Source organism: Streptomyces sp. NPDC026589 (assembly GCF_040638385.1).
In the GTDB taxonomy this organism is placed as follows: domain Bacteria; phylum Actinomycetota; class Actinomycetes; order Streptomycetales; family Streptomycetaceae; genus Streptomyces.
In genome coordinates this window covers 200,307-225,564 of the sequence record NZ_JBEZYG010000011.1, presented here as the reverse complement: position 1 = coordinate 225,564, position 25,258 = coordinate 200,307, and the positions used below count along the sequence as shown (strand labels likewise).

The window sequence follows — 25,258 nt, the reverse complement described above, 5'->3', positions numbered from 1 at the left end:
GGTCTCGTAGCGTGCCCGGCATGCTCTCCCCCAGCCCGCCGCCTTCGTCGCCGGAGCCCTGGCCCACCCACCCCCGGGCCACCCGCCAGGCCATCCCCCGAGCCCTGCCACGGGCACTGTCCCGCCGGCTCCTCGGCGGCCGGCCGTGGCGTGCCGCGCTCTACCTCCTGACCAGCGTGCCCCTCGGCGTCACGACGCTGGTGGCGCTGCTCCTGCTGGCTGTCGTGGGCAGCGCGCTGACCGTCCTCGTCATCGGGGTGCCGCTGCTGCTGACGCTCGTCCTCGCCGGGATTCCGCTGGCCGCGCTGGAGCGGCGCAGGCTCCGGCTGATCGACCCGGCCCCCCTCCTCGACCCGCACCGCGACCCGCCCGAGCCGGGCCTGACGTCCTGGCTGCGGACCCGGCTCCAGGAGCGGTGCACCTGGCGGGAGTTGGCGTACGCGCTGCTCTTCGCGTTCGTCCTGTGGCCGCTGGAGGCGCTGGCCGTCGGCAGCGTACTGCTGGTGTGCGGCGGGCTGATCGGGACGCCGGTGATGATGGCGGCGGGCGGGGACGGGGAGGCGCGGGTCCTGAAGCTCTGGCTCGCCGACTCCTGGCCGGAGGCGTTCGCGGTGCTGCTGGCGGGGGTGGTGCTGCTGCCGTTGCTGACCTGGCCGCTGGGGGTGGTGGTCCGGGGCCGGGCCGTACTGACCCGGACGCTGCTCTCGCCGCCGGACTCCGCGCTCGACTCCCGGATCGCGGAGCTGGACCGGTCGCGGACGCGGCTGGTGGACGCGTTCGAGGCGGAACGGCGCCGTATCGAGCGCGACCTGCACGACGGGGCGCAGCAGCGGCTCGTGGCCCTCTCCATGACGTTGGGCCTCGCCCGGCTGGAGCGACCCGCCGAACCGCTGGGCGGGCTGCTGGACCGGGCGCACGAGGAGGCGTCGGTCGCCCTGGTGGAGATCCGCGAGCTGATCCACGGGATCCACCCCCACATCCTCACCGACCGGGGCCTGGAGGCCGCCGTCGAGGATCTGGCGGACCGTTCGCCGGTCCCGGTCGAGGTGCTCATGGCCGTACCGGGCCGGCTGCCCGGGGCCGTGGAGACCGCGGTCTACTTCGCGGTCAGCGAGGCGCTGACGAACGTGGCGAAGCACAGCGGGGCGAGCCGCGTGACGGTGACCGGCGCGACCGTGCGGAAGTGGCTGACGGTGGAGGTCGAGGACGACGGGCACGGAGGCGCGCGGCTGGGCGGGACGGCGGGCGCCGAGGACGACGGGCTCGGGGGCGGGGGCGGGACGGGCCTCCAGGGCGTCGCCGATCGCCTCTCGGTGCTGGGCGGCACCCTGCTACTGTCCAGTCCGCCCGGGGGGCCGACGGTGTTCCGGCTGGAGGTTCCCTGCCCGCCCGCGGATTCGAGGACCTGATGCTGCGCGTCGTACTGGCCGAGGACAGCGTGCTCCTGCGCGAGGGCCTGGTCGGCCTGCTGGAACGCTTCGGGCACCGGGTCCTCGCCGCGGTGGGCACCGCCGATGAGCTGACGGCCGCCGCCCTGGAGCACCGCCCGGACATCGTGGTGACCGACGTCCGGATGCCGCCCGGCTTCTCGGACGAGGGCCTGCGGGCCGCGGTCGGGCTGCGCGAGAAGCTGCCGGGGCTGCCGGTGCTGGTGCTCAGCCAGTACGTCCAGCGCACCTACGCCGAGGACCTGCTGGACGCCTCGGACGGTACGGGGGTGGGCTACCTCCTCAAGGAACGCATCGGCCACGTCGAGGAGTTCGCCGACGCGCTGCGCCGGGTGGCCGAGGGCGCCACGGTGGTGGACCCCGAGGTCGTACGGCAGCTGATCCGGCGCCGCCGCGACCCGCTCGCCCGGCTCACCGCCCGCGAGGTGGAGGTGCTCGCGCTGATGGCCGAGGGCCGGTCCAACGCGTCCGTCGCCGAGGCCCTGCACGTCGGCGAGGGCACGGTCAGCAAGCACTTCGGGTCGATCCTCGCCAAGCTCGACCTCGACGTCTCGGACGCCACCAACCGCCGGGTGCTCGCGGTCCTGGCGTTCCTGCGCGGCTGAGCCCGCCACCTCTCCCTCCCGCTCGTCAGGCTTGACAGCCATTCCCCCACGAGTCCATGATTCCATTAATTGACTAATGGAATCGAGGCGAGGCGCGTGGCAGACACGAGCATCCCGAACGCGACGTCCGGCAGCTGGGCGCTGGAAGCCCGCGGCCTGGGCAAGCGCTACCGACGCGGCTGGGCACTGCGCGACTGCTCCTTCCGGATCCCGGCCGGCCGCATCTGCGGTCTGGTCGGCCCGAACGGGGCGGGCAAGAGCACCCTGCTCGGACTGGCGACCCGACAGGTGCAGCCGACCACCGGCGAGCTGCGGATCTTCGGCGTACCGGTCGACGACCCCGCCGTGCTGCCCACCTTCGCGTTCCTCGGCCAGGAGAAGCCGCTGTTCAAGCGGTTCACCGTGGCCGACACCCTGCGCATGGGCGCCGAGCTGAACCCCGCCTGGGACGCGGCCGCGGCGACACGGATCGTCCGCTCGGGCAACATCTCGCCGCACGCGCGGGTCGGCACGCTCTCCGGCGGTCAGCGCACCCGCGTGGCCTTCGCGCTCGCCTTCGGCAAGCGGCCGGACCTGCTGCTCCTGGACGAGCCGATGTCGGACCTCGACCCGCTGGCCCGCGACGAGATGAGCACCCTGCTGATGGCGGAGGCCGTCGAGCGCGGCACCACGGTGGTGATGTCCTCGCACATGCTGACCGAGCTGGAGGACATGTGCGACTACCTGCTGGTCGTCTCCGAGGGCCGGATCCGGATGGCCGGTGACGCCGACGCGCTGGTCCCGGCCCACGCGCTGGTCACGGGGGTGGCCCGGGACGGCTCGCTGCCGCCCGAGCTGGCCGACCACACCGTCGTCGAAACCCGCCTCCAGGGGCGGCAGTTCCAGGCGATGATCCGGCCGAAGGCTCCGCTCCCGGCCGGCTGGGAGAGCGCCGAACCCTCCCTGGAGGAAGTCCTCCTCGCCCATCTCCGCTCCCCGGACGCGCCCTCCCTCTACACCCAGGGCGCCCGCGTCGAGGCCGAAGGGACCCAGGCCGCATGAGCACCACCCTCACCGAGAAGCCCGCCGAAACCGGCTCCGGACGCCGCCTGCTGCGCGGGATGCCGTGGCTCGTCGTACGCCAGCACCGGACCGCGCTGGTCTGCGTCCTCGGCCTCACGCTGCTGACCGCGCTCTGGATCGTGTACGAGCGCAACGAGCTGGTCCAGCTGCTCGACGCGAGGGGCTGGCCGGAGAAGGACGCGGGCCAGCCGCTGGAGGACAACCGCGGCTACAAGTACATCACCTCCATCCTCGGCGGCCTCCCCCTGATCCTCGCCGTCTTCATCGGCGCCCCGCTGATCGCGGGCGACCAGGAGAACGGCACCGCCCAGCTCGTCACCACCCAGTCGGCGACCCGCCGCCAGTGGCTGATCACCAAGCTGGGCCTGGCCTACACCCTCGCGCTGGTCTCCGGCGTGGTGCTCTCGGCGCTGTTCACCTGGTGGTGGAAGCCGTACCGCTCGGTCTTCCCCAGCGACTGGATCGACGGCGTCATCTTCGACAACACCGGGCCCGTCCTGCCCGCGTTCCTCCTCTTCCTCACCGCGGCCGGCATCACCATCGGCACCCTGATCCGCCGGACGCTCCCGGCCATGGTGGTCACGTTCCTCTTCACGGCGGTCACCACCATGTTCGTCTGGGACGAGGTGCGCCGACGCCTCGGCGACACGCACCTCTTCACCTACCCGATGGGCAGCGAACTCCCGGCCCGCTACGCCGAGTCGTACGAGGTGGACCGCTGGGTCGGCAGCGCCGACGGGACCCTGTACGGCTGGGGCACCTGCGCCGAGGCGACCGAAAAAGCGCAGAACGCGTGCATCAAGGAACACGGCATCGTCAACGACGTGATCGAATACCTCGACTACAGCCAGATGGCGCCGATGCAGTGGACCGCCGCAGCCATCCTGCTCGCCGGGACAGCCCTGCTCACGGCGTTCACCCTGTGGCGGGTCACCCGCCGCCCGCTGTGAAGACCGCCCTCTCCTCCTACGTAAAATGTCGCAAGCGAGCGGAAGGTGAAGACCGTGGTCGTGTTCCGCATCGACCGGCGCAGTGGAGTGGCGACCTATCTCCAGATCGTCCGGCAGGTCGAGCAGGCGCTGCGCATGGGCGCGCTGGAGGAGGGTGACCGGCTGCCCACCGCCGCCCAGGTCGCCGCGACCACCAAGGTCAACCCGAACACGACCCTGAAGGCCTACCGCGAACTGGAACGCATGGGCCTCGCCGAGGTGCGCCAGGGAGCGGGCACGTTCATCACCCGCTCCCTCGCCCAGCCCCAGTCCGGCCCCGGCTCACCGCTGCGCTCCGCCCTCGCCGAATGGCTGGACCGGGCCCGCGCCGAGGGCCTCACCGGGCAGGACGTCACGGCCCTGTTCCACGCGGCGTTCGAGAGCGCGTACCCGGGCGAGGCGCCGGACTGACCGACCGGGACCGACCGGCCGCGCCTGACCCGCGCCGGACCGGCCGGCGCCGCACCGCCCCGGCCTGACCGGCGCCGGACCGACCGGCGTGGGTCAGGCGCGGTTGTAGCGGTAGCCGCTGCCGTGGGCCGGGCCGACGTCGTGCTGGATGCCGGAGCCTGCGACGGCGAAGAACGAGGCGTCGGTGTCGCGGCACATACCGGTGGAACGGGCCTGGTCAACCACGGCCGTACCGACGTTGATCCGCTGCCCGCCGTCCGCCACGGACGTCAGCTTCGCCGTGTACTCGCAGTGCCCGGAGCCCTGTACGTCGGCGACGAGGGTCACCGCGCTCTGCCCCGGCGACACCCGCCGGACGACCACGGTGTGGGGCTGCAGGGCGTTGTACTGGGACGCGATGGTCCAGGTCCCGGCGAAGTGCTGCGGCACCCGGCCGTCCGGGGCGGCGGGATCCGGGTCCGGGGCGGGCGGTTTCGCGGCACCCCCGGAGCCGCCCGAACCCGACGAACCGGTCCCGCCCTGCGCGGCGCCCCCGCCGGAGGCAGCCGCCCCGTCGCCCCCGGACGACCCGCCGCTTCCCGAGGCGGAGCCACCCCCGCTACCGGCGTCCTGACCGTCACCGCCGTCGCCGCCCTGGCCCTTCTCCTCCCCGTTCTCCTCCCCGTTCTCCTTCCCCTTCTCCTTCACCTTCTCGCCGTCCTTCGCGCTGTCCTTGCCGTCCGCGTCGTCGCTCTTCCCGGAGGGCGAGACGTCAGGGCCGGAGGGGGCGCCACTGGCGGCGGGCAGCGCGGCGGCTCCTCCGCCCCGGGCGTCGGTGGCGCCACCGGGGTCGCGGCTGAGGAAGGCCGTCGTGCCGCCGGCCGCCAGCACGGCGACGACGACCGCCGCGACGATCCAGGTACGCCGACGGCGATGCCGAGCCCGGTCCCCGGCCGGAGCGGGCGGGAGAGCGGGCGTCGAGCCGGCCGTCGGCGCACCTGGACCGTCACCCTTCGCCGAAGCCGGCCGCAGATCGACGGTGCCGAGGTCACGAGGAGCGGAGGCGGAGCCGGAAGCGGGGGCGGAGGCGGCCGGGGGCTCGGCACTCCGCGGTATGGCGGCCACGGCGTCTTCGGCCACCGGCGCGTCCGCACCTCGCGGCACCTCCGGGGCGTCCGAGGCCTCCGGGGCACGCCGTACGTCCAGACCCACCGGCCGCCCCGCGGCGTCAGCGACCGCAGCGCCCTCCGCGCCCTCCGCGCCCTCCGCGTCATCCCCGGCCTCCGGCACCCCCACGTCCTCCGGCACCCCCACGTCCTCCGGCGCCTCCGGCACCTCCGCGTCGAGCAGCAGTGCCGACTGCTGTGCCAGCCGGGCCAGGAGCACCGGCGGCAGCCAGGCACCGCGCAGGACGGCCGAGGACGGCGCGGGAGCCAGCGCCTCCAACAGCGCGTCCACACCCGGGCGTTCGGCGGCGCTCTTGGTCAGGCAGCGTTCGATCAGCTCGCGCAGGGAGGTGTCCGTCACCGCGGCGAGGTCCGGCGGGGACTGGACGATCCGGAACATCACCGCGTGCTGGTTGCTCACACCGGCCCCGAACGGCAGGCGCCCCGTGGCCGCGTACATCAGCACACAGCCCAGGGAGAAGACGTCCGCCCCGGGCCCGGTCTCCTCGCCGAGGATCTGCTCGGGCGCCATGAAACCCGGCGAGCCGATGACCATGCCGGTGCTGGTGAGCAGGGACTCCACGGAGACCTGGAGCGCGCGGGCGATGCCGAAGTCGATGACGCGGGGGCCGTCGACGGTGAGCAGGACGTTGGACGGCTTCAGGTCCCGGTGGACGATCCCGGCGGCATGGATGCCGCCGAGCGCCCGCAACAGCCCGTCGGCCAGGGCGTACACCGAGTCGGCGGGCAGCGGCCCGTGCTCCCGGACGGCCTGTTCGAGCGAGGGGCCGGGCACATAGCCGGTGGCCACCCACGGCGGCTCGGCGTCCGCGTCCGCGTCGAGCACGGGGGCGGTGTAGCGCCCGCCGACCCGCCGGGCCGCCGCGATCTCCCGCCGGAAACGGGCCCGGAACTCCCCGTTCGCGATGTGCTCCTCGTGCACCACCTTCACGGCCACGGTCCGCCCGCCCGCCGAGCGGGCCAGATACACCCGTCCCATCCCGCCCGCACCGAGCCGCCCGAGCAGGGAATACGGCCCGATCCGGGCCGGATCACCGGCCGCGAGCGGACGTATGCCCTCCATCGCCGTGTACCGCCCGCTGTCCTTGCCCGTGCCCTCGCCCATGCTGACCCGATCCCCCGATGGCCTTGTCCCCTGCGGTCGTTCACGCCCGGCCGGAGCCATGCGCGCCCGCCCAGGATAGGAGCCCCGGAGGCCGGCGCTTCAAGCGGATCCCGGCGGGGGCAGGGTCAGGGAAAGCGCGGGCCGTCGTCGGCGGGGTGCAGGCGGGCGAGGAGAGACCGTGAGCGATCATGCCGCGGGGTGCCGCGTGATGCCGCAGGGTGATGTCCTGCCTGATCAGAGCGCATATGAAGGGTTGGCCCCTGCTACCTCGTGATGCACCGTCCAAAGGCGTCCGGCCACCGGCTGGCCACCGAGACGGACACCGCTGGTGGCAAGGAACCGGATCACCGGGGTTGTCGGACTTCCACAGACCGCCTTGCGGGCAGTCGCCTGCAACTTCACCTCAGTTCACGTGCGCTCGCGGATGTAGGTCACGCCGAACGCCTTGACCTGGCGGTACTCCTGGAGCCTGGTAGCGAGGTCGAACACGTCGCCGGTGACGTACTGGAAGATGTCGAGGCCGCGGCCGAGCAAGATCTTCCAGCCGGTGTCGGTGACGATCGAACGGTCGTGGATCGTGTCGGCGAACGAGACGTCGAGGTTGATGCCGCCGGCTGCCGCTCCCTGCTTGACCTTGAGCAGGAACTCAAGTTGCTTGCGGACCTTGTCCTCGCCGCCGTTGCTCTCCGAGGTGATGAGCTTGACATTGACCTCGTCGGCGGAGTCCTTGACGGCGGCGATCCCCTCGATGAGTTCCATGAGGTTGCGGGCCTGGTGGAACTGGCGAATGTAGGGGTCCGTGATCGTGATCTGCCCGGCTCCGCGCAGGTAAGGGGTTAGCAGCGTGCCGAACGAGACGCCGCGCTGGTTCTCCTGGAACTCACGGTGCCCCTCGAACAGCGGAGCCTCCGCGACCTGCACGTACTCACCCGCAGTCCCATCGTGCCCGGTGGACACCACAGCGGCCGCCCTCGGTTCGACCGCGCTATCCGCAGCCTCGGAACTCTCGCAGCGCTCTCGGTGGTAATACGCCGGGTACTCGTCCTCTTCCAGAGTCGAGACCGAGTGCCAGGCTCTGCTCCCGTCCAGGTAGCCGAACTTGACGTCGGCCATCGTCGAGTCGATCCGCAGGATCTGGTCCTTGACGCGCTTGCGGCCCTCGATCGCGAACCGCAGGATCTCCTCGATCTCCTCGGGTGCTGCCTCCCCGTGCGGGTAGAGGATCTTCATCAGCCCGGAGAACGTCTTGTGGATCCCGTCGCGGTCACGGGTCGACATGTCCGACGAGAGCGAGAAGTACTGCTGGTAGCGGTCCGAATAGTCGTGGGATCGCATCGACTTGAGCACTTCGGCGATGTAGTCGACGACGAACCCGTAACCGTTCGAGAACATCTCTCCGCGGATGGTGTCGACCTCCCACCCAGGGATGCAGTGGTGCAGCCGGTCGAGGTAGGCGGAGTCGTGGTAGCTCTCGGGCAGCTCGTCGAACAGGTCGGAGTGCTTGAGCATGTACGGCACGGTGTGGGAGGTGTTGCCGACGAACACCATCGATGCCTCGGCACCGAGCGTCTCGACGCCGCGGGAGAACGACTTATTCGCCATGTAGTTCTTCATGATGTCGACGAGCGCCCTGTCGGTGCGCTTCTTCTTGCCGGCGAACTCATCGAACGCGACGACATCCCAGTAGCCGACCAGGCCGATGCGCCCGTTGGCGTTGTTGACGAACAGCTTCGGCACGGTGACCTCGCCACCGGAGATGAGCATGCCGTGGGGCGAGAACTCCGAGAAGATATGGGACTTGCCGGTGCCCTTGGGGCCAAGCTCGACGAGGTTGTAGTTACGCTCCACGAACGGGATGAGCCGCACGAGCTGGATGAGCTTCGCCCTCCTCCCGAACAACTCGGGATCGAACCCGATGGACTGCACCAGCAGGTCGATCCACTCGTCGGTGGTGAACGCTCGCCGAGCCGCCAGGTAGCCCTCAACGTCGAAGTTCGACAACTGGATGGGTTTGATCGACCCGAGTATCCACGGCACAGCCCTCGGGTCGTCACTGTGGAAGTACTCGATGTCGCAGATGCACCAGACCCCTCCGACGAGCAGCTTCGGGTGGGCCTTGATCGTGGCGGGCTCAACAAGCACACCCTTGATACCGAGGTTGGCGAACTCGGCCTGGTAGACGTCGTCCTTCTCATTGAGCGTGGCAGTGACCTTGTCGATGACACGGTGCCGTCCGCGCTCGCGGATCGTGGACTTCACCAGCTCGGACTGGTTCCGGTGTACGTAGTGGTCGGCCAGGATCTTGCGCACCGTGTCGATGCCCGCCTGGATGGTGGCCTCGTCGTCAGAGGCCGCGTACTGGCCGAGCAGATACTCCAGCACATAGGTCGGCACGATGGCGTTGCCCTTGACGGCCTTGACCAAGTCCTTGCGCACGACAGCGCCCGGGTAGTGCCGGTTGATCTTGCGGTCCAGCTCGCTCAGCGTCGGTGCGGCCTCGACTGGCGTGTCCGGGCCGGCGACGGATGCCTCCTGGCTGACCTCACCCACTTCGCCCATGGCTGCACCCTCCCTAGAAATCGAAGTCCGAGGCGAATGAGCGCTTCAGCGTGTACATCGCCTTGGCATAGACGCGCCACTGGCTGGTGTTGGGGATCAGTTCCTCCAGGCGGAACTCGACCGCCCGGTTGTTGTAGTCGTTCGCATCCCGGCTGAGCAGCATGATCGCGCTCTGGTAGCGGTCTCGCTTGTCAGTCGACTCCTGGTCGAACACCAGCAAGGCGTGGTTCGAGATGAGGGTCTCGCCAACGTAGAGGCCCGCCCGTACCGTGCGTGGCTGGACCTTCTCGCTCACCGGCTCGGTCTGGAAGAGCTTAACCACCAACTGCCCGGTCGTGATCTTGTCCGACTCGGGCAAAATCTCCACGTTGACCAAGCGTGTGTCGCTCTTACGCTTCTTGTTGATCGCCAGCACGGGCACGACGATCTCCTGGAGAGCCGCGCCGCCGTGGACGAACCTCGCGCCGGAGCCTCTGAGCCGCAGTCGGTGGATCGACTTGGGGATCTGCACCTCGTAGTTGCTGTCGAGCCCGAGTTGAGCAGAGGTGAACGTCTTGAACGCCGGGTCGGCTTTCAGCCCTGTGCCCAGCACATAGCGGCGCGCCTGCACGACGATGTCGTCGCCCTGCGGGGCGACCGACAGGTAGCCGGCCTCGTCGAGTGCGGAGTCCTGGAAGAGGAAGCCGTGGTCGGCGGTCACGAGGATGTTGGTGGCGTCGGCGCTTGCAAGGCGCTTGACCAGGTCGACAAGCTCCTCCAGCGTCTTCTCTGCGGCCTCGAAAACCTGCCGCTCGGTGCCCTGCTTGTCGCCGGTCGCGTCGATGCGGTTGTGGTAGACGTACAGCACCTGGTGCTGCCGGTAGAGCTCGCGAATCTCATCGCGGGTCATGCCGAGCAGGTTCTCGGCGGAGATCGCCGTCCCCCGCACGCCGGCGAGGATCTTGCTGCGGTTGTCAGTGCCTGCCGATGATTGGCCGTTTACATCGACGAGATCGCCCTTGCTGGAATGCCCGATCGTGGTGTGCGGCAAGAGCGCGGCCATCCCCAGCTGGGTGTAGCTCGGCAACACACCCAGAACGGCATCAAGGGTCGCGTCGAAACGGTCCTCCTGGCGAATACGCGAACCCAGCTCGTCGGCAACCTCGTAGCGCAGGGCGTCGGAAACGATGACGACGGCCTTACGCCGACCGTCCCGCGTGATGGGCCTGACGTGGTCGGCGAAGAACGAGGTCTGCGGCCGGAGCAGGGCGGAACGCCACCGGTCGACGCCATCAACATGCTGCTGCCATGCCGCGCCGAGGGTGTACAGGAACTTGTTCGCATAGAACGACTCGACCTGTGCCCGCAGCCCTTCCAGCGGGCCGGTGTGCTCGGCGGTGCGGGCCGCGTAGGTGAACTGCCGGTAGAACTGATCAATACGGAACCATTCGCTCCGGTACCGTTCCAAGCCCTCATCGAACGACTGCATGGACAGGCTGACCGCGCTGAGCGCGGTCAGCAGGTCAGAGGCGCTACCGATCGCGGCATACAGTCGGCGATACCCGTCGATCCAGAAGCTGCTCTGACGCCCGCGAACGACCTCAGTGACTTCGCGAGCCGTGACCGCCCGGTCGGCTACGGCGTGCGCAAGATCCCTGATGATCTTCTGGTCGACCTCCTCGAACAGGTCGTTACCCAGCAGGTCTCGGAAGCTTGCGTCCTGGATGGTGCTCGCGTAGTCCAGGTCTCCGGCTGCCCGCCTCGCAAGCGTGGTCATCGCCTTCTCGCTCCGCCGGTCATTGCGCAGACTGGCGAAGTCGAGCTGGATGTTCCGTAGCCCTCCGGGTCGTTCCGACTTGAACCCGTCGATGGCCCGCCGGAACACCCACAGCACGAAGTCGTCGAGGCTCGGGCTCGACGACGTGTACCCGTAGATCGACCCGACTCCCTGCCAGTAGAAATGGTCGAGGCCGTACTCGACGAGCGCGCCGTATTTCGCGTTCGCACCACCGGCGTTCTCGATGAGCAGGGTGCGGGTGATTTCCAGCAGGCTGTGCTCTCGCTGGCCGAGCAGTACCACCGACATCTTGGCTTGCAGCAACCGGACATCATCGTCAGCGTCGAGCAGCGCCTTGAGGCTCTGCACTCGCTTGGGCGCCCGGTAGAACTTCTCGTGCGACTGCACGATCTCACCAATGCCGTCGGCAGTGAGCCCCAGTTCCTGCTGCACCAACGAAGCGCGGTCTGCGGTGAACACCCCGTAGGCCAGCTCCAGGTCGAGCAGCCAATTGCCGATTCCCGCCGGCACGATGCCCGGGCGGTAGACGAGGAATTTCGCCTCGGGCTCCAAGTGCAGCAGCCGGTTCTTGACCGCGTACTCGTCGTCGGCGACACTCACGATCTCGACGCCATCCAAGGCAAGTGAGTCAAGGTCAGCGGCGTACTCGCCCTCGGGGTCGTGCCAGAACACCACCCGGTGGGTCTCGAAGCGACGCTCCAGGTGAGACCGAATAGCGGATGTCTCAGTCATTGCTTGCCTCAAGGCCGGGAATCTTCTTCAGTGCGGCACCGAGCTTCGCATAGTTGGCCTTCACTCCGTCATCGAGGTCGATCTGCACCTGCTGGGTCGCCAGCGGGTACAGCACGTCGTGTTCGTACTCGTCAAGCTCAAGCAGGACCTTGCGCAGACGGTCGACCTCCTTCTGTGCGGCAGCCTTCTCCCGGGGCGTGCCCGTTCCTACGGCGAAGCGCTCATGGTGCTGACGGCTGGCCTCCAGCTTCGCCTTGAACTCCCGCAGGTACTCGTTCAGCACGGTCGAGGCCGTGGACGGTGTGTAGCGGTGCATGTAGATGAGGGCGTTGAACGATCCCTTGGGGCTGGAGAACAACCAGTAAATGGGGCGCTTCTTGTATCGCTGCACATGGTTCTTGTAAAAGGACTTCACGAAGTAGTCGCGCACGTCCTTCACGCCGAGAGACTCGGTGACGAACCGCAGGTTGTCCTCGAAGTCCTTCTCCCCGAACGTAACCCGCAGGAACTGGCGAAAGCGTGCCACGATGTCGCCCTCGAACCAATCGCCATCCACGATGGGGAGCACGTTGTCCTTGTCGGGCGTGAACGAAGGATGCGGTACCTTCGCCAGATAGTCCTGGAGCGTGTCACCTTGATCCGCGAGGATCAGGCCGGGTTCGTCGAGGCTGTAGCGCCCGAACATGCAGCCGACCGCGTAGGAGACGAAGTCTTCCACGGCTGTACGGATCCGACCCGCGCGTTCACCTTGATCCGGTCGCCTTGATGCTGCTTCTCCGGAGGGAGCAGAGCCCAGATACGCCGCGGCGAAAAAGGCGTCGATCGCTTCCTCGGCGCGCGCCAATCGACCCGCACGGTCGTCCTCGTTCTGGAGCGCCTGCCCAAAGGCATCCAACATGCTGGTTGCCAGGCCGCAGACCGGGGAGCCCGTGAAATCCGCCGACAGCTCGCGCGAATCCCACTCCGATGTGGCCTCTGAGATGCAGCTCCGCACGAGCGTCTCGACTTCCACGCTCTCGCGTACCCGCACGGGAAGGCTCAGGACATGCCCGAGCTTGAAGTCCAGGCGAGGTGCGAGAAGGCGCATGAAGCGGGTGGCCGTGGAGCTGTTCATGAAGCCTTCGAGGACGAGGAGGTCCTCCTCGCGATGCGCGAACGCCATGGGGCTCTTCGTGTCGAACATGAACCCGCCCTCAATGTGGCGGACCGCGAATCCGTCACCAGAGATGCTCGACCATGTGATGCCTCGCCTGAACGCGAAGCTTCCGTTGTAGTTGTGCGAACGGATCCTTCCCGTCAACGGGTCGATGTTTTCGCGGCACCTTGCTCCGTCGCGCTCCCAGTCGACGACGTACTCGAAGTTTCCGTACCACCGGCGCGAGGAGCCGCCCTTGTGGTAGGGAAACCATCGAGCTCCACTCTCGACGCTCGCCTCATTCGAGTCGATACCGAATGCGATATCGGCGAGCGAAACCTCGAACCATCGGCGGAGGTACCGGTCGTTGTTTCCTGTCGTGAGCCCTTCCCGCGCCTGCAGCAGGGCGCCGAGATTGGGCCCTTGTCCGAGTGCGGCGATCTCCTTCTCCGTTGCCCAGTAAATGACCGGGGTGTTGGGCACCTCAAGGAACTCGGCGACGCCCCTCACCCACAGCAGATCAGGGCGTCCCCCTTGTTTGGCACCTGCGATCGCATCCGCCTTGGCGGAGCCTTCGCCGTCCACAACTCGAACAAACGTCGACCGGGACGTTCCCGGCGGTGCGGCCTGTGCGGCGAAGGCCACGGTCGAGACGACCTCGCCGCCGATCGTATCGAATGCCCCCGTGCCGAGGTGCGCCAAAGTCGCGATCCGCGCACGCCTCAGCAGCGAATCGCGGTACCGGGAGTACGCGCCCAGGAACATCCAGCTGTCCATGGTGACCATGGAAAGGAACCCAGCGGGACGGAGGAGCTCCAGACTCCGCTCGATGAACATGGCATACAGGTCCATCTTCGAAGCCGGGTATTCGCGCTTCGCCAGTGCGGCAAGGTGGGCATCCATGCTCCCACTGCCCATGTAAGGCGGATTGGCCACTACGACGTGGTATCGCCCCGACAAGTACCCGGCTTGACGGACAACCCTACGAGCACGATCGAAGAGTTCACCGCCGAAGAGGTCCTCCTCACCCTGAGCGTGGACGTCGAGACTTCGGTGGAGCGGTTCGATCAGCTCCTCGCGCGGCCGGATGAGCGCTCCGGACGTGTCGGCGTGCCGGAACTGATTCCAGAATTGCTCTTCATCGACCCGGTCGCCGCCGGCGGTGACGAGGACGTCCAGCTCACCCGGGTTGAACGAGAGCGGTTCGAGCACGCAGACGTTCGGCTCGACCTGCTTGTTGAAGAACGTGCGCTGTCGGGCGCGCGCCTTCATCGTGAGCGCGAACGCGGCCATCGCGCCGGCGCGGGGATCGATCTCGGTCCCGTAGAGGTTGTTGGCGAGGATCAGCCCGGGGATATCAGACGGCGCGTAGCCCTCTTCCTCATATATGGCGTAGAGCAGGTCGAACGCGTAGGTGAGCATGTGGCCGGAGCCGCATGCGGGGTCGATGATCTTCAGCTCTTCGGGGCTGGCGACCTTGAGGTAGTCGGTTTCCTCGTCGGCCGGGGCGATGTAGTAGTCCATCTGGTCGGCGAGCCGCGAGGTGGGCCGGTTGAGCAGCCAGAGCCGTCCGAGGGAGTTCTCAACGAGGTAGCGGACGATCCAGTGGGGGGTGAAGAGCTGGGTGGCAGCGGGGATCTCGGCAGCGCCGGCCTTCTTGTTCTTCTTGAACCCGGCGAAGACCTCAGCCTTACGCTCGGAGATGTAGAACTGGTACAGCCAGCCGATGACCTCGACGTCCTTGCAGACGTCTTCGGTCAGCACGGTGACGGCCCGGGCCAGCACGGAGTCGTCTGCGAGCAGGTTCGCGGGGATGAGCAACTCGGTGTAGTCGCCTTCGCGCCCGAACATGAACGGCATCGAGCCGTTCCAGTGACGGCAGCACTCCGCGAGCAGCAGCGAGTACGCCTCGCCCTGCGGGTCGTCGCTGCGGCGCGTGCCGTTGAGCAGGCTCGTCACGGTCTCGACGGTGCGCTTGTTGGTGACGACCGTGCTGTCGGTGTTCCCGCGCTTGGCTTCGGCAAGGATCTCCGGCTGGCCGCCCTTGCGTCCTCGTTCGGGTGAGACGACATTGACGCCGGTGTAGCCGTTGGCGTCCATGAACCGCAGCGCGATGATGCGGTTGAACCAGGTGTAGGCAACCTTGTCCGCTACGGCGGCGCGGCCCCTGTCATCGCCGCCGTTCGCCTTGACGGCCTTCTCCAGTGCCGCGACGGCGCTGCGCTGCTCGACCCGCTCGGGCGAGGCAGGGGCGAGCACGACCGCGATGCGAGCCGCCACCTCCCGGATCAGTGCGGTGCGCGCCCAGGCGGCGAAGGACTTGAGCGGAGCGGTTTCCATCAGAGTGCGATTCGCTTTCCGTCGTTGAGCGTGGACAGCAGGGCACTACGGACCGCTTCGAGGTACCGGTCGACGTCCTCGATGGTCTCCAGCACACCGTGAGCACCCGGCACCATGATCGTCTTGACCGAGATGGTCTGCTTGACCGGCGCGGGCTCGGGATCGTCGGTGCCGCCAGTGGGGCGGGCGGAAGAGACGAGCTGATCGAGCAGCGCAGGGTAGGTCTTCTCCTCGAAGCTGTTCCCCTGCTCGCGGATGAGCGCGATCTGCCTCTCGGTGCTGACTCGGTCGATGATCTGGTCGATCGTGCGAACGATCCCCTGCTGTGCGTCCTCCGCGGCGTTCTCGTAGTAGGGGCTGCCGAGCACGTCGGTCCTGCGTCCCTCAATGGCCTCAATCACCGTGGCACGGCTGGTCGCGAGTGCTTCGTCGACCTGCTTGCCGAGCGCCTCTGCGGCTTGCTTGAGCTGGATCATGCGGTTGCCGCGGAACGCGTTGGGGTCTTCGAGTAGCCGCTTCACCTCGGCGTCGCTGCCGGCGGGCAGGTAGCCGAGGTTGTTCGTGCTCGCCGTGAGCAGGGTGACGGCCTCGTCGTAGATGGCGCGCTGTCCTCCGTTGAGGAACGACTGGATCGGGTCAATCACGGAGTCCTTGGCGTCGAGCAGCTCGTCGCCAAGATCGAACTCGGTCAGGTACCACTCGTCGGGCTTGCCGACGACCCTTTCGAGCAGCGCGATCGGGGCGGCCAACTGCGCCACGAACGCGTACTTCGACCCGTTCACACGCGCCTTCAGCTCGTCGAGCTTGCCGCGCAGCTTGTCGCTGCCGTGCCGGGCCAGCTCCATCGCGTCCTTCGGCGCGGTCGCCTCGTCGAAGAAGTCGGTGCAGAACTTGCGGAGCGTCGCGACCTTGCGCTCGTCGAAGACCTTCTGGAGAGCCACCACCGCGTGCGAGTGCTTCTGCGTGTTGCGCAGCACCACCGCGACCTCGGTGCGCTTCAGGGCGTTCCCATCGAGGATGATCGTGAGCTTCGAGGTGCCGACGAGCCACGCGATGACGACCTCGATCGAGGCGAGGTCCCAACCGTAGGGCTTTGCTTGGAACGCACTCACGATCGTCTTGACGGTCGCCTGCTCGCCGAGCCGGTCACGTTGCATAACGAACGACAGCACCTCGTCGCCCGGGGCGGCGAGCGTTGACTGCGACGGGTTGTCGAACATGCCCGACCGGTCGGGGTTGGCGAACGTGGCGACCTGCTGCTCGCTGTAGGTCGCCCCGCCGAGCAGGCTGAGCTGGGTGTAGGTGCGGCTGACGAGGTCTTGGAACCCGTCGGTCACACGGGTAACGGCGTCCTGCGATGCGGAGGTCACGTCGGCGGCGTTGATCACGAGCTCCGCCTTGCCGACCGCCCGGCGGATGCGCACGGCGAGTTCCTTCTCGCGCTCGACGTTCCGCGCCGCCTTGGAGCGCAGGATCTGGTCCTCGATCGCCGTGAGCGAGGTCGTCTGCTTGCGCTTGGTGTACTTCTCCGTCTTGATGAGCAGCCGCAGATCGGACAGGGCGCGCTCGTCGGGTTCCAGGATGACGCGCAGCTCATCTTTGCCGGCGCTGTGCATCCGGGTCTCTACAGGGCCGAACGGGTACTCAGGGGTGATGAAGTGCACCGTCAGCTCGCGCTGCTGCCCGTACACCTGGTCGTCGAGCTTGTAGCCGAACGGGAAGTCCTGGCCGTTCTTGGCGTACCGCAGCTTGCCGGTACGGATAACGTCACCCGAGAGGACCCTGAACAAGCGACCACTGACCTCGGAGGCGTCGATGTCGACGTTCTTGATCTCTTCCTCGATGACCTGTTCTTCGTTGGTCAGGTACTCGTAGACGTTGCCGTTCCGCTGCACGTACGTCTGCGTCTCCAGCAGCGTCAGAGCCTCCTGTACCTGCTTGGACAACGCGGGCAGGTCAAGCCCGAACCGGTCGTAGACCAGCACGGTCAGGTTGCGCGAGGTCGCGTGGAAGCCATCGACGTACTTGACCAGGAAGAGCGCCTTGAGCAGGCGGACGGCAAGCTCGTTGTCGAGGTTGCGCTCGGCGACGTCGATCGAGCGCTGCGCTGCGGACTTCAGCGAGGCGCGGATGCCCGCGAACATGTGGTCGAACGTCGCGAGCCTGCCGACCTCGACATCGCCGACGTCCTTGACGACCTGTTGCACGACGCCGAGCATGGAGCGCTCGCCGACCGAGCTGTTGCGTCCCTCGAACACGTTGTGGTCCGAAACGCCTTCTATCGCCGCCTGGAAGAGCGGGAACTGGTAACTGACGAATGGGTACGTGCCGGCAAAGTGCGCCTCGTCGGTGTAGTTGCGGTAGGTCTTCGCACCGTCAACGAAGTCGAACAGCGTCTTGAAGTTCGCGTGCTGCTCGGCGTAAATCTTCGCCAGCGCGGACTCGCCTGCCTCGTTCTTCTCCAGAAGACGCTTGCGGATGACCTCCTCGACATCGGCACTGGTGAGTTTCACCCGAGTCCTGAATCGCGCCTGGATCTTGGAGAAGTCGTTGCCCTGTTGCTTGGTGCGGTCGCCGACGACCTTGTCCATGTCCTCCTGGGAGGTGACGAACACCCACGCGCGCCCCTGGCACTTGGTGTTCAGAGACTCGGCGATCGTCTGGAGGTTCAGCATCAGGTGCGTGTTCGTCCCGATGAACTGGCCGGCCTCGTCCACGAAGAAGTTCAGCCGGAAGCCCTCGTCCTGCTTGTCGAGCCATGCCTTGACGTCGTTGGCGAAGTCCTCGATCGACACCGAGTACTCGTTGCGGTACTTCGTCAGGATGTTGGTCGGCGTCCCCTCGGTCAGGCCGCTGACCTCGGCGTACGCCGAGGCCACATTGGCCTCTTCGAGCACGCCCTCCTCCCGGCCATGCACCCAGTCGCGTCCCGCGATCCGTGCGTACGCAGCCTTGAACATCCCGTACTGGCCACGGTTGTCCAGGTCCCGCTCGAACCGTGCCACGTGGCCCTGGTTGCCGTAGTAGCCGCGGCTCTCGTCGAAGACCTTGACGAACACCTTCAACAGCGCGTCGGCCTGGTCCTTCGTGATGAGCGTGGCTTTCTGGTCGATATTGAATAGCAGGCTCTTGGCGGGGATACGGTCGGCCTTGGTCAACAAAGCCGGGAGGAACGCATCCTGTGCCTTGGACTGGAAGCTCTCGGACACAAGCTCCCGCGGGAACTCCTGCCCGTCTACGTCGCCGAGCAAGTGGGCGAGCATCTTTAGCAAGTGGGACTTACCGGAGCCGAAGAAGCCCGAGATCCACACACCGTTCGCGTTGGTGTAATTCGTGTACGCCTCAAGCAAGAGTCCGAGGCCCTTAGCAGCCTCGTTGGTCACAACGTACTCGCCTACCTCGGTACCCAGGTGCGCGGTATCGTCAGCCTTGATGACGCCCTCGATCGGACGCTGGACATCCTTGGCGAAGATCCCGGTCAGCTTCATCGAGTCAAGCCTCCTGTTCCAAGATGTTCTTGGCTCGGTAGTACTGGTCGTCTTTGATTCGCCCGAACAGCACGAGCGAGGACCCCAACGTGTCGGACTGCTCGTAGCGGCCGGGGAAGAACATGAGCATCGGCTTGCCCGTCACGACGCTCTGCAAGTTATTGAGCACGTTGTGCGAGCGGATGTACGGGAAGACCTCGCCGATGCCGGTGAGGAAGAGGATGTCGAAGTTGCCCTCGGCGAGCTTGGCGCGGACCGCGGGCGCGATGTGGAGCTGCGGGTCGAGCATCGCCTGAAGCAGCTCGCGGAAGTCGGCTTTGTCCTGTTCCGGTTCGAGGGCGAGCAGGCGATCCCAGACTCCGCGCTCTTTGAGCATCTCCACCGACAGGTCGTAGAGATTGATCTCACGGACCTCGATCCCCTTGTTGGCCAGTCGGTTTTTGATGCGCTTCTTGGCCCCCGCGACCACAAGGGCGTCCTCGGGGTCGTGGGGGTAGATGAAGAACGGCACCTCGTTGCCCAGGCCCTCCATCTGGAGGAACCGCTTGCCGCTGAGCACCTGGAACAGGCGCTCTTCCTGCTTGGACAGCTCGGTCGGCGTCACCGCTCAGCCCTCCCTGTATCGTGATCATTGGTCGGGAAGAACCGCAGATCGCTCGGGGTCCGCGTGGACAAGGCGCTGGCGACCCGCTGTGATGGCACAGCTTGGAGCAGGTGCCCGCGGTCAGAGTGCAGGCCGGCCTCGTTAAGCATCCGAAACACGTTCGAGCGCAGCTTGCGCAGCGTCGAGTCCTTGACTTCGTCCAGCTCGGGGTGCCACAGAGCCTTGCCGCGCACGAAGCTGTCGAAGTCCTCGTACGTGAGCGTCGATGCCAACAGGAGGAACCGCTCGCGCACCACCTCCTCGGCGAACTCGCCGATCAGGTCGTAGCGACGGCAGGCAGCTGCCCACAGCAGGTGTCCGCGCTCGGTGGCCGTCGCGTCGATGAGTAGCTCGATCTCGTCGTCGGTGAGCACGGCGAGCCGCTGGGCGACCTCGCGGGCGAAGCGCCGCCCCGACGCGACCGTGCGAGCCTGCAGCAGATTGTCCTGCTCGATCACCGCTCGCACCTTCGACCAGTCGTGCACGCGCAGGTACAACGGCGCGACGATGACAGCTTCGCGTATGAGGAGGGCGCCGCTGGTGAACGAGAGCGCATAGCGCGACGCGGGGGCGATCCCTTCCGCCACGGGGCACCTCCTTCGGGAATTGGGCAAGTCGATCAGGATACGGCGCCCCACCGACACCACCCTCCTGGCTGCGGGTGACCCGTCAGGTCAGCCTGGTTCCGCGTGATCGCTCGGATGACGCGGCACCGCCGCTGCGCACCCACTCATCGATTTCGGTGGTCTGGAATTTCCAGAGTCGTCCGAGCTTGTGAGCTGGCATGCCCTTCAGGGCGATCCACTCATAGACCGTGTCTTTTGTGATGCCTAGGTGGGCGGCGATATCGTCGGCGGACAGCCACGGTTCAGCCACGGTGGAACCTCCAGTCGACAGTCAGCCTGAGCAAATCCGGCACACCTACCTTACCGGTGCCGACGGCGGTCCATACCCGGTCTAGCCGGGTGTAGCCGGGCCACGCCCCACCGCTCGGGTGCTTCCCCGGTCCAGTAACGTGGACGCCGCGCTCCTGGCCACTCTCCTCGTAGGCGCACTCCGCCGCGCCCGCAGGCAGGGGGCCCGCCTCGCCGAACAGGCGCAGAGCGCCGACCGGGCCGTGGTCGAGCACAGCGGCGGCCGCTACGTCACCGGACAACTGCTGCGGATCGGCCTGCACGACGGTCGAACCGAGTTCATCAACGCCGGCCACCCCTGGCCCCTGCGCCTGCGCGGCGGGAAGGTCGAGGAGATCACACCGGCCGTCGACATGCCCTTCGGCTTCCTGGCGCCCCACACCTACTCGGTCCAGGAGCTGGACCTGCAAGCCGGCGACCGGCTGGTCATGCTCACCGACGGAATGTTGGAGCGCAGCGCTGCGGATCTCGATCTGCCGGCCCTCATCGAAAGCACCCAGGACCTGCACCCGCGGGAGGCCGCCCGTGTCCTGATCGAGCACGTCGTCCGTGCCCATGACGGGCGCCTGGACGACGACGCCACCGTGATGTGCCTGGACTGGTACGGCACCGGCGTCACCCGCCGCGACGCCGACCACGGCGCCGACGTCTCCGAAGCATCCCCAACGGTCAGCCGGCACACCTCTCCCCCGGAGCCCGCTGGACCTGCAAGCTGAAGTAGCCCGGCCGAGTTCGTCGGCGGCTCAGGCCTGCCCGTCGCTCAAGCGGCCACAGGAGCCCCGAGCATCGCGGAAGCCTGCGGCAACGGGTTGACCACCCGAGTGGGTGCGGGGGCCGGGGCCAGGTCGCGGCAGGTGAAGCCGAGCCGGGCCATGGCCCGCAGGACTTCTCCGGCGCTGAAGTCGCGGCGGTCCTGCCGTGTGATGACCTGTCCGACCTGCTTGACGGGGTAGGTGCGTCGGCCGATGATCACGGACTCGCCGGAAGCGTGCTCGGGCTTGATGCCCTTCATCGATTCCAGGACGCCGCTCCTGCTGAGGTCGAACGGGAAACGGGCGATGACACAGCGCATGATGCCTCACAGGAAGAGGAACGAAGAGGAGCGGTTCTGGTTCTCAGGCTGCGGCGTCGAAGGAGGACTGATGTGCGGTCACGCGCCGGGCCGCGGAGGCGGGGCTGCGCCGGCCGCGAGAGGATGCGCTGCGGCTGCGCTCACGCCGCGCGGCCACCGGCGCGGTGATCGTCACGGGAACACCGGAGGGGGCCTGGGCGCCGGTGATGCGGCCGAGCGCCTCTTCGCCGGATCGGACCTGGGTGGTCTGGGGCACGATGCCGGCGGCGGTCATGAGACGGGTCATGTCGCGGCGCTGGTTGGGGGTGACCAGGGTGACGACGCTGCCGGACTCCCCTGCCCGGGCGGTCCGGCCGCCGCGGTGGAGGTAGTCCTTGTGGTCGGTCGGCGGGTCGACGTTGACGACGAGGTCGAGGTTGTCGACGTGGATGCCGCGAGCCGCCACGTTCGTGGCCACGAGTACGGTGACGTGCCCGGTCTTGAACTGGGTCAGGGTCCGGGTGCGCTGGGACTGCGCCTTCCCGCCGTGCAGAGCCGCGGCCCTCACTCCGCTGGCCAGCAGGTGGTCGGTGAGCTTGTCCACGGCCCGCTTGGTGTCCAGGAACATGATCACCCGACCGTCGCGGGCGGCGATCTCGGTGGTCGTACGGTTCTTGTCCGCGCCGTGCACGTGGAGCACGTGGTGCTCCATCGTGGTGACCGCACCGGCGGAGGGGTCGACGGAGTGGACGACCGGGTCGCTGAGATAGCGGCGGACCAGGCGGTCGACGTTACGGTCCAGGGTGGCGGAGAACAGCATCCGCTGGCCCTCGGGGCGGACCTGGTCCAGAAGCGCGGTGACCTGGGGCATGAAGCCCATGTCGGCCATCTGGTCGGCCTCGTCCAGCACCGTGATCGCGACCTGGTCGAGTCGGCAGTCACCGCGGTCGATGAGGTCCTTGAGCCGGCCCGGCGTCGCCACGACGACCTCGGCACCACCACGCAGCGCGTTGGCCTGCCTTCCGATCGACATGCCGCCGACGACGGTGGCCATGCGCAGTCTCACCGAGCGGGCATAGGGGGCCAGGGCGTCGGTCACCTGCTGGGCCAACTCGCGCGTCGGCACGAGGACCAGGGCCAGAGGCTGACGGGGCTCGGCACGCTGACCGGCGGTGCGAGCCAACAGGGCCAGTCCGAAGGCGAGGGTCTTGCCCGAGCCGGTGCGCCCGCGTCCCAGGGCGTCGCGGCCCGCGAGGGTGTTGGGCAGGGTCGCCCCCTGGATCGGGAACGGAACGCTCACCCCCTGCGCGGTCAGCGCCGCCAGCAGCTGTGCCGGCATGTCGAGGTCGGCGAACGCCTCGACCGCCGACAGCGCGGGAGTGACCGTGACCGGCAGGGCGAACTCGCCCTGGACCGCGGCGGGCCGCCGCCCATGGCCACCCGAGCGGCCCGAACCGCCGGAACGGGCCGGGGCAGCGGAACGGGCCGGGGCGGTCGAGTTGAAACGGCTACCGCCCCGGCCGGAGTCGGCGGTACGGCTGCGGGCACGGGAAGAGCGATTGTTCGTACGTGTGGGGTTCATTCAGAACCTTCCTTGATACGGCACGTATCAAGGAATTCCCGCAGCGGAAGAACAGCGCGGGGAATCACAAGAACGGGCCGAGCAGAATGGGGAATCACATAAAACCTGCGGATGATTCCGGACAGGGACGCAGGCCATGGAAAGGGCGACGCCATTGCGGCGGGGAACCGGTCCCACCGGTAGGCAGGACTCGGAAAGAGTGGGCAGCGAGAAAACTCTGCGGGCGAATGTTTCACCGCAGGGGGCACCACTCGGAAGAATGCCCGTAGCTGGGGCCCGCACCCCTAAGGATGCGGGCCCCAGCTACGAAGTGCGCGTCAGCGTCAGGCGGGAACGATGTTCTCGGCCGTCGGGCCCTTCTGGCCCGGTGCGATGTCGAAGGTGACTTTCTGGCCTTCGAGCAGCTCACGGAAGCCCTGGGCGGCTATGTTCGAGAAGTGGGCGAACGCGTCAGCGCCGCCACCGTCCTGCTCGATGAAGCCGAAACCCTTGGCTGCGTTGAACCACTTCACAGTGCCTGTCGCCATGTCATATCTCCTTCGGGGCAGGTACGTCGGGATCCGTCATGTACGGATTCCGCGTCGCCGCGATGATGCCCCGCCCGGAGAAACCCGGATATACAATGAAGCTTCTCCATGGTCGAAAACACCCACGCAGAAGCTTGAAGTTTTGGGAACCACAACTGCAACCGAGATCGACAGTAGCATGCCGTAATGGTCCGCGTACGGTGAAAAATTCCAGCCTCTTCGCTGCGGTAAAAACATTCCCCGCGCGGCGCATTGAACCCTCACGTCGTGGCCATAGATATCGGTCCGCCCCGAGCGCAGCATTGCCGGAAGGGTCCTCACCCGTCACAGCGCGGGATGCCGCAGCGCTTCAGGCCGAGGTCGGCGTGCCGGGCGGCTTGGTGCCTCGGTGGTGTTCGGCGTTGATCCGCTGGGCTTCCTCGAGTTGGTCCTCAAGGATGACGATGCGGCAGGCCGCCTCGATCGGGGTGCCGCCGTCGACGAGCTCGCGGGCGCGTGCGGCGATGCGGAGCTGGTAACGGGAGTAGCGGCGATGGCCGCCCGCGGAGCGCAGGGGCGTCCTGTGGAAAACGTGTTGGAGGGGCCCGGGTGCCATACGGCACCCGGGCCCCGAAGGAACTGCTACACCATCAGCCGGCCTTGATCGGCTACGCCGGCTCTGTGTTTCCGCATGCCTGCCGGGAAGAGGTCCGGGGGCTGCGGGGATCGCGGTTGCTTGACCGGAGACCACCTCACTATCGATGTCCTGCGGTACCCGGGCACACGTCGTTCGCCCGGGCGATCCTGATGGCGCCCAACTCCTCCGTTCTTCCCTCTGGACAAACTACTTCTGTACTCCTGGTGGCCTCTCACAGCGCCACTCCGGCAGCCGGCCCCGTCGCCCGTCCTGCATCTGCTCTGGCTTGGAACCCCACTGCCGAACTTCCCGGTACGCGCGCCGCAGCCTGACGCCATTTACCGAGGGACCACTGGTACTGCGGACTGCACTTGCTTCCTGCGGTCCTGCTCACGGCAGCCCCTGAAAACGGCGGGCTGCCCGGTCCGGTCGCCAGCCCCGTCGCCATCCTGCAAGAACCCTGGCTTCGGAACTCCACCACCGCACCGACCTGCGCACTGCAACTGCTGAGTACTGCTGCCTGGCGGTTCATCTCTGCCAGGCCCTGCTGTCCTTCTTGCTTACGAGAGAAAACATAACCACCCCGCACCCCAATGTCTACCTCAGCCAGCACAGGTTTTCAGACGCTAGCGAGAGAGGCTCTCTGTCTGAGCCACCGGCAGAGCGCAGATGAGTCATCCGCAGCCAAGCCCCGCACACCCGACCAGGGCCGTCGCCCGCAGCTGGGCACATCCGGTCGGAGCGCGGCCGGACAGCGTCACGGTGGCCGTCCACATCCCCGCATGCAGCCAGCCACGCAGCCTCGGCTGTCATCGCCGACCCACCGGATGGTGTCGCCGCAGTCGTCCAGGATGCTGCCAGACCTCCACGTCCGGCGGGAGAAGGCGAGCCCGGTGTGCAGGGCCTTGTCGGCCTTGAACGCGCCATGGGTGAAGTACCGGTGGAAGCCCATGCTGACGCCCGGCACAGTGATGTCAGTACATCTCCACGGCGATCAGCACGTCGGTCCAACCGATGCCCCACCCCCAGGCCACCGATACGGCGGCAAGGACCGCGGCGAAGGGCAGGCCGATGAGGGCGTACAGAATCGCGCGGTCGCGCACGCCGG

Annotated in this window: 17 protein-coding genes and 2 pseudogenes; 6 read left to right on the top strand and 13 right to left on the bottom strand. The window is 67.5% G+C overall.

Features of this window, described 5'->3' with window-relative positions; translation table 11 throughout:
* Positions 1-20: 20 nt before the first annotated feature.
* The 5 genes from AB0F29_RS20750 to AB0F29_RS20730 all read left to right on the top strand — a co-directional run bounded on the left by AB0F29_RS20750 (position 21) and on the right by AB0F29_RS20730 (position 4,515).
* On the top strand, positions 21-1,409 hold the full coding sequence (locus AB0F29_RS20750) for a sensor domain-containing protein (RefSeq protein ID WP_361873997.1): 1,389 nt from the start codon (positions 21-23) through the stop codon (positions 1,407-1,409).
* Positions 1,409-2,053 carry a response regulator transcription factor gene (locus tag AB0F29_RS20745; RefSeq protein ID WP_097963578.1) on the top strand — a complete coding sequence of 215 codons (645 nt, stop codon included), beginning with the start codon at positions 1,409-1,411 and terminating at the stop codon, positions 2,051-2,053. The genes AB0F29_RS20750 and AB0F29_RS20745 overlap by 1 nt, the downstream gene beginning before the upstream one ends.
* Before the next feature lie 96 nt (positions 2,054-2,149).
* Complete coding sequence (locus AB0F29_RS20740) at positions 2,150-3,094, top strand: ABC transporter ATP-binding protein (protein WP_361873994.1); 945 nt, start codon at positions 2,150-2,152, stop codon at positions 3,092-3,094.
* On the top strand, positions 3,091-4,065 hold the full coding sequence (locus tag AB0F29_RS20735; protein ID WP_361873992.1) for an ABC transporter permease: 975 nt from the start codon (positions 3,091-3,093) through the stop codon (positions 4,063-4,065). Before AB0F29_RS20740 ends, AB0F29_RS20735 begins: the two co-directional genes overlap by 4 nt.
* A 45-nt stretch (positions 4,066-4,110) precedes the next feature.
* Positions 4,111-4,515 carry a GntR family transcriptional regulator gene (locus tag AB0F29_RS20730; RefSeq protein ID WP_018958817.1) on the top strand — a complete coding sequence of 135 codons (405 nt, stop codon included), beginning with the start codon at positions 4,111-4,113 and terminating at the stop codon, positions 4,513-4,515.
* A gap of 93 nt (positions 4,516-4,608) precedes the next feature.
* Here the strand turns inward: AB0F29_RS20730 and AB0F29_RS20725 are convergent, their stop codons facing one another.
* The 8 genes from AB0F29_RS20725 to AB0F29_RS20690 all read right to left on the bottom strand — a co-directional run bounded on the left by AB0F29_RS20725 (position 4,609) and on the right by AB0F29_RS20690 (position 20,336).
* Positions 4,609-6,786: a serine/threonine-protein kinase gene (locus tag AB0F29_RS20725; protein ID WP_361873990.1), complete on the bottom strand. Its 2,178-nt coding sequence runs from the start codon at positions 6,784-6,786 to the stop codon at positions 4,609-4,611.
* 408 nt (positions 6,787-7,194) lie between these two features.
* Positions 7,195-9,345 carry a BREX system Lon protease-like protein BrxL gene (gene brxL / locus AB0F29_RS20720; RefSeq protein WP_361873988.1) on the bottom strand — a complete coding sequence of 717 codons (2,151 nt, stop codon included), beginning with the start codon at positions 9,343-9,345 and terminating at the stop codon, positions 7,195-7,197.
* Between the two features lie 13 nt (positions 9,346-9,358).
* Positions 9,359-11,854, bottom strand: a complete 2,496-nt coding sequence (gene pglZ / locus AB0F29_RS20715) for a BREX-1 system phosphatase PglZ type A (RefSeq protein ID WP_361873986.1) — start codon at positions 11,852-11,854, stop codon at positions 9,359-9,361.
* Positions 11,847-15,329, bottom strand: a complete 3,483-nt coding sequence (gene pglX / locus AB0F29_RS20710) for a BREX-1 system adenine-specific DNA-methyltransferase PglX (protein ID WP_361873984.1) — start codon at positions 15,327-15,329, stop codon at positions 11,847-11,849. The genes pglZ and pglX overlap by 8 nt, the downstream gene beginning before the upstream one ends.
* On the bottom strand, positions 15,329-18,817 hold the full coding sequence (brxC, locus tag AB0F29_RS20705; protein ID WP_361873982.1) for a BREX system P-loop protein BrxC: 3,489 nt from the start codon (positions 18,815-18,817) through the stop codon (positions 15,329-15,331). Before brxC ends, pglX begins: the two co-directional genes overlap by 1 nt.
* Positions 18,818-18,821: 4 nt before the next feature.
* Positions 18,822-19,421 carry a DUF1788 domain-containing protein gene (locus AB0F29_RS20700; RefSeq protein ID WP_361873980.1) on the bottom strand — a complete coding sequence of 200 codons (600 nt, stop codon included), beginning with the start codon at positions 19,419-19,421 and terminating at the stop codon, positions 18,822-18,824.
* Entirely contained in the window at positions 19,418-20,047 is a 630-nt protein-coding gene (locus tag AB0F29_RS20695) for a DUF1819 family protein (RefSeq protein ID WP_361873978.1), read from the bottom strand. The genes AB0F29_RS20700 and AB0F29_RS20695 overlap by 4 nt, the downstream gene beginning before the upstream one ends.
* A gap of 82 nt (positions 20,048-20,129) precedes the next feature.
* Positions 20,130-20,336, bottom strand: coding sequence for a helix-turn-helix domain-containing protein (locus tag AB0F29_RS20690; protein ID WP_361873976.1), 207 nt, complete (start codon positions 20,334-20,336; stop codon positions 20,130-20,132).
* A gap of 136 nt (positions 20,337-20,472) precedes the next feature.
* On the opposite strand from AB0F29_RS20690, the pseudogene AB0F29_RS20685 reads away from it, so the two are divergent.
* Positions 20,473-21,090, top strand: a pseudogene (locus AB0F29_RS20685) (PP2C family protein-serine/threonine phosphatase); the annotation flags it as partial.
* Positions 21,091-21,134: 44 nt separating this feature from the next.
* Here AB0F29_RS20685 and AB0F29_RS20680 read toward each other — a convergent pair.
* The 5 genes and pseudogenes from AB0F29_RS20680 to AB0F29_RS20660 all read right to left on the bottom strand — a co-directional run bounded on the left by AB0F29_RS20680 (position 21,135) and on the right by AB0F29_RS20660 (position 25,253).
* The gene (locus tag AB0F29_RS20680; protein ID WP_361873974.1) at positions 21,135-21,446 is read right to left on the bottom strand and encodes an SCO5918 family protein; all 312 of its coding nucleotides are present in this window, start codon (positions 21,444-21,446) and stop codon (positions 21,135-21,137) included.
* A 43-nt stretch (positions 21,447-21,489) separates the two neighbouring features.
* A complete protein-coding gene (locus tag AB0F29_RS20675; RefSeq protein ID WP_361873972.1) occupies positions 21,490-23,007 on the bottom strand; it encodes a DEAD/DEAH box helicase in 1,518 nt (505 codons plus the stop codon).
* A gap of 323 nt (positions 23,008-23,330) precedes the next feature.
* The gene (locus tag AB0F29_RS20670) at positions 23,331-23,534 is read right to left on the bottom strand and encodes a cold-shock protein (protein ID WP_361873970.1); all 204 of its coding nucleotides are present in this window, start codon (positions 23,532-23,534) and stop codon (positions 23,331-23,333) included.
* A gap of 349 nt (positions 23,535-23,883) precedes the next feature.
* A pseudogene (locus tag AB0F29_RS20665) lies at positions 23,884-24,093 on the bottom strand (MerR family transcriptional regulator); the annotation flags it as partial.
* A gap of 1,031 nt (positions 24,094-25,124) precedes the next feature.
* Entirely contained in the window at positions 25,125-25,253 is a 129-nt protein-coding gene (locus AB0F29_RS20660) for a hypothetical protein (protein ID WP_361873969.1), read from the bottom strand.
* Positions 25,254-25,258 lie beyond the last annotated feature (5 nt).